Genomic DNA, 2,989 nt, shown 5'->3' on the forward strand with positions numbered 1-2,989 from the left:
ATTCCTCTCTTTTGTTCTTTCTAGTTATTTATTAAATATAAGAGATTGTAAACTTAAGAAGTATATAAAAAATAGCCAATTAAGCGCAAGTCATTAAAGCTTGCGCTTAATTGGCTATTTTTTATATACAAGACCGTTGGCATACATTTTGAAAAATTGAGGATGATGGATCAAATTCATTGATTTAAATCAAAGAAATAGAAAGGGGGTACCTAAATGAATCCACATTATAAAATTAAAATGTTAAAAAAATATTATCTTCGTATTGTTACAACCTTGAATCTAATATGACAAAAATTAATAAATTTACAGACGTTTCATCTTTATGGTCCGATTATAAAAATGGATTGCAATTTTACATTCTAAAAAGAGTCAAAGACAAAGATATAGCTAATGACTTATCTCATGAAGTGTTGATGAAAATTTATAATTCTTGTTGTTCTAATAATGAAATAAAGAATGTGAGATCGTGGATGTTTCAAATTGCCCATAACACTACTATTGATTACTTAAAGAAAGAAAATAAATTCACGAATGAGATTCCTGAAATTTTTGAAAAAGATGAAAATAATTCATATAAGGAAGCAGAAGAATTAATAAAACCTCTTATCGAACTCTTGCCTGAGAAGTATGCTGTTCCACTCCAATTATCGGATATCGAGAACATAAAACAAGCTGAAGTTTCAAAAAAAATCAATTTGAGTTTAACCGCTACAAAAAGTAGAATTCAAAGAGCAAGAAAACTATTAAAAGAAAAAATTATTGAGTGCAGTAACTTAGAATTAGATGAAAAAGGAAATCTTCTTTCTATAGAAATTAAACAAAGTTGCGAACCGTTGCGGAGTCATTTAAAAAAATAAATAGTAAATTTTGCATCTTTTTTGTTTCTATTTAGTCTTGATTGTGATTATTAATTTAAAAACTCGTAAAAATGGAAACAAAAAAAACTTCTAAAAACTCAATTTGGAAAACAAATAGAAATTACACAACGGATTTATCAAAAGGAACAACATGCAGACTAGCTTCTAAAAGTGTTTTTGGAGCAAATCGAAGATATTGTTGAGAGCATATATAATTAATAAACATCTATGAAAATTAAAACATTGGCCATTGTATTGGTCATCATAACATCTTGTTCACAAGGTCAGAAAAAAAAGAAAACCCAGCAAACAAAAGATCAATATGCTGATGGTCAATATTTGATTCAGGTTCTTGACACTATTTGGACTGCCGAACAAGTACCCATCAGAAAAAGAGATTCGCTGATGGAAGTATATGGTGTAGATTCAAAGGAAGCAGAAGTATACCAGAAGATATACAGAGGAAACCACACCATCAATATCAAGAAAATTAAGGCCATTCTGAACAACCATGGCTGGCCTGAATGGACAGTGATTGGAGATCAAGGAAACCGAACTATATGCAATGTTCTACAACATGCTGATCAAGTAACCCGAGAGCATTATATACCAATGATGCGACAGGCTGTACTTGACAAGAAATTAGAGCCAAGGTATCTGGTCCGAGCCGAAGATAGAATAGCCACCGACAAAGGGGAGTTACAGATCTATGGTGGGCAAATGAAATACTATCCTGAAACTAAAAGCTTTAACGTATGGCCTGTATATGACCCTGTAAATATTGATAAAAGAAGAGCAGAAATAGGTTTGGGTCCAATAGCGGAGCATCTAAAAGATAGATTTGATTTTGAATGGAATCTTGAAGAGCAGATAAAAAGAACAGAAGAGTTTGAGACCGAAAGGAAAAACAAAATGAAATAACAAAATGCCAACAGTGTATATGAAATTATAGCACCTTAGGGGATGCTACACTCCATATACTAAACGTTGTGCGTCATTTGATTGGCCTGTGAATAAAATATTTTAAAAATATAAAAAATGAAAGTCGTTGTTTGCACCAAATAAGGACCACCAGAGGTTCTTCAGTTTAAAGAAGTGGAAAAACCTTTGCCAAAAGATAATGAAGTACTGATAAAAGTGCACGCTACAACTGTACATATAGGAGATACTAAAGTGCGACGATTAGAGCCTGGTTTAGGTCGTGTCAAGGATTTCTTTTTCAAGCCAATAATGCGAATAATGATGGGTTTCAGGGGGCCAAGAAAAAAAATACTTGGAATGGAATTGGCTGGAAAAATTGAAGCAGTAGGTAAAGATGTCAAAATGTTTAATAAAGGGGATTCTGTTTTTGGATCTACTGAATTTGATTTTGGTGCCTATGCTGAATACTGCTGTATGCCAGAAAATGGAATTCTGACAACAATACCAACTAATATGAGTTACGAGGAAGCGGCTCCACTTTCTAATGGGGGTTTAACTGCCTTGCTTAACCTCAGAAAAGCAAATATTAAAAAGGGTCAAAAGGTATTAATCTATGGGGCTTCTGGTAGTGTTGGTACTTTTGCAATACAGCTTGCCAAGCACCTTGGGGCAGAGGTTACAGGAGTTTGTAGTACTGCGAATTTGGAAATGGTGAAATCTCTGGGAGCTGATAAGCTTATTGATTATACGCAAAAAGATTTCACCCAAAGTACTGATGTTTATGATGTTATTTTTGATGCAGTAGGTAAGATTGTATCTTCAAAACGCAAAAAATCTCTGACGGAGTCAGGAATCTATCTTAACGTTCTTGCTTTGTCAAGCAACTTTAAGTTAAAGATTGAAGACCTGACCTTTCTCAAAGATCTCTGCGAGGCAGGAAAGCTAAGATCTGTAATAGACAAACGCTACCCTATAGAACAAATAGTAGAGGCTCATAGGTATGTTGACAAAGGGCACAAAAAAGGGAATGTGGTTATTACTGTATAATACTCAAATAATAAGAATAACGAATGCACAACAATGAACTGTGGTAAAATCCAAATTTTATCAAGCTAATTTTAATACATAATTTTCATCATAAGGAATACCTGATTTTGCAATAGAGAAAGCCTGTTTAATAAGTTTATTCTCAACCGCTATTAATGCTA

3 protein-coding genes are annotated in these 2,989 nt (G+C 33.2%); all 3 read left to right on the forward strand.

Annotated features, from left to right (window positions below):
* The first annotated feature begins 287 nt into the window (after nucleotides 1-287).
* The 3 genes from P9Q65_RS13175 to P9Q65_RS13185 all read left to right on the forward strand — a co-directional run bounded on the left by P9Q65_RS13175 (nucleotide 288) and on the right by P9Q65_RS13185 (nucleotide 2,828).
* On the forward strand, nucleotides 288-860 hold the full coding sequence (locus tag P9Q65_RS13175) for a sigma-70 family RNA polymerase sigma factor (protein ID WP_304509980.1): 573 nt from the start codon (nucleotides 288-290) through the stop codon (nucleotides 858-860).
* A 228-nt stretch (nucleotides 861-1,088) separates the two neighbouring features.
* On the forward strand, nucleotides 1,089-1,781 hold the full coding sequence (locus tag P9Q65_RS13180) for a DUF6624 domain-containing protein (RefSeq protein ID WP_304509981.1): 693 nt from the start codon (nucleotides 1,089-1,091) through the stop codon (nucleotides 1,779-1,781).
* 174 nt (nucleotides 1,782-1,955) lie between these two features.
* Nucleotides 1,956-2,828 carry an NAD(P)-dependent alcohol dehydrogenase gene (locus P9Q65_RS13185; RefSeq protein WP_304509982.1) on the forward strand — a complete coding sequence of 291 codons (873 nt, stop codon included), beginning with the start codon at nucleotides 1,956-1,958 and terminating at the stop codon, nucleotides 2,826-2,828.
* The last annotated feature ends 161 nt before the right edge of the window (nucleotides 2,829-2,989 follow it).

This window comes from Anaerotignum sp., from assembly GCF_030625865.1.
Classification (GTDB): Bacteria; Bacillota; Clostridia; order Lachnospirales; family Anaerotignaceae; genus Chakrabartyella.

Coding starts and splice junctions, on each gene's coding strand:
- P9Q65_RS13180 (WP_304509981.1), top strand. CDS start 1,089: ATGAAAATTAAAACATTGGCCATTGTATTGGTCATCATAACATCTTGT.
- P9Q65_RS13175 (WP_304509980.1), top strand. CDS start 288: ATGACAAAAATTAATAAATTTACAGACGTTTCATCTTTATGGTCCGAT.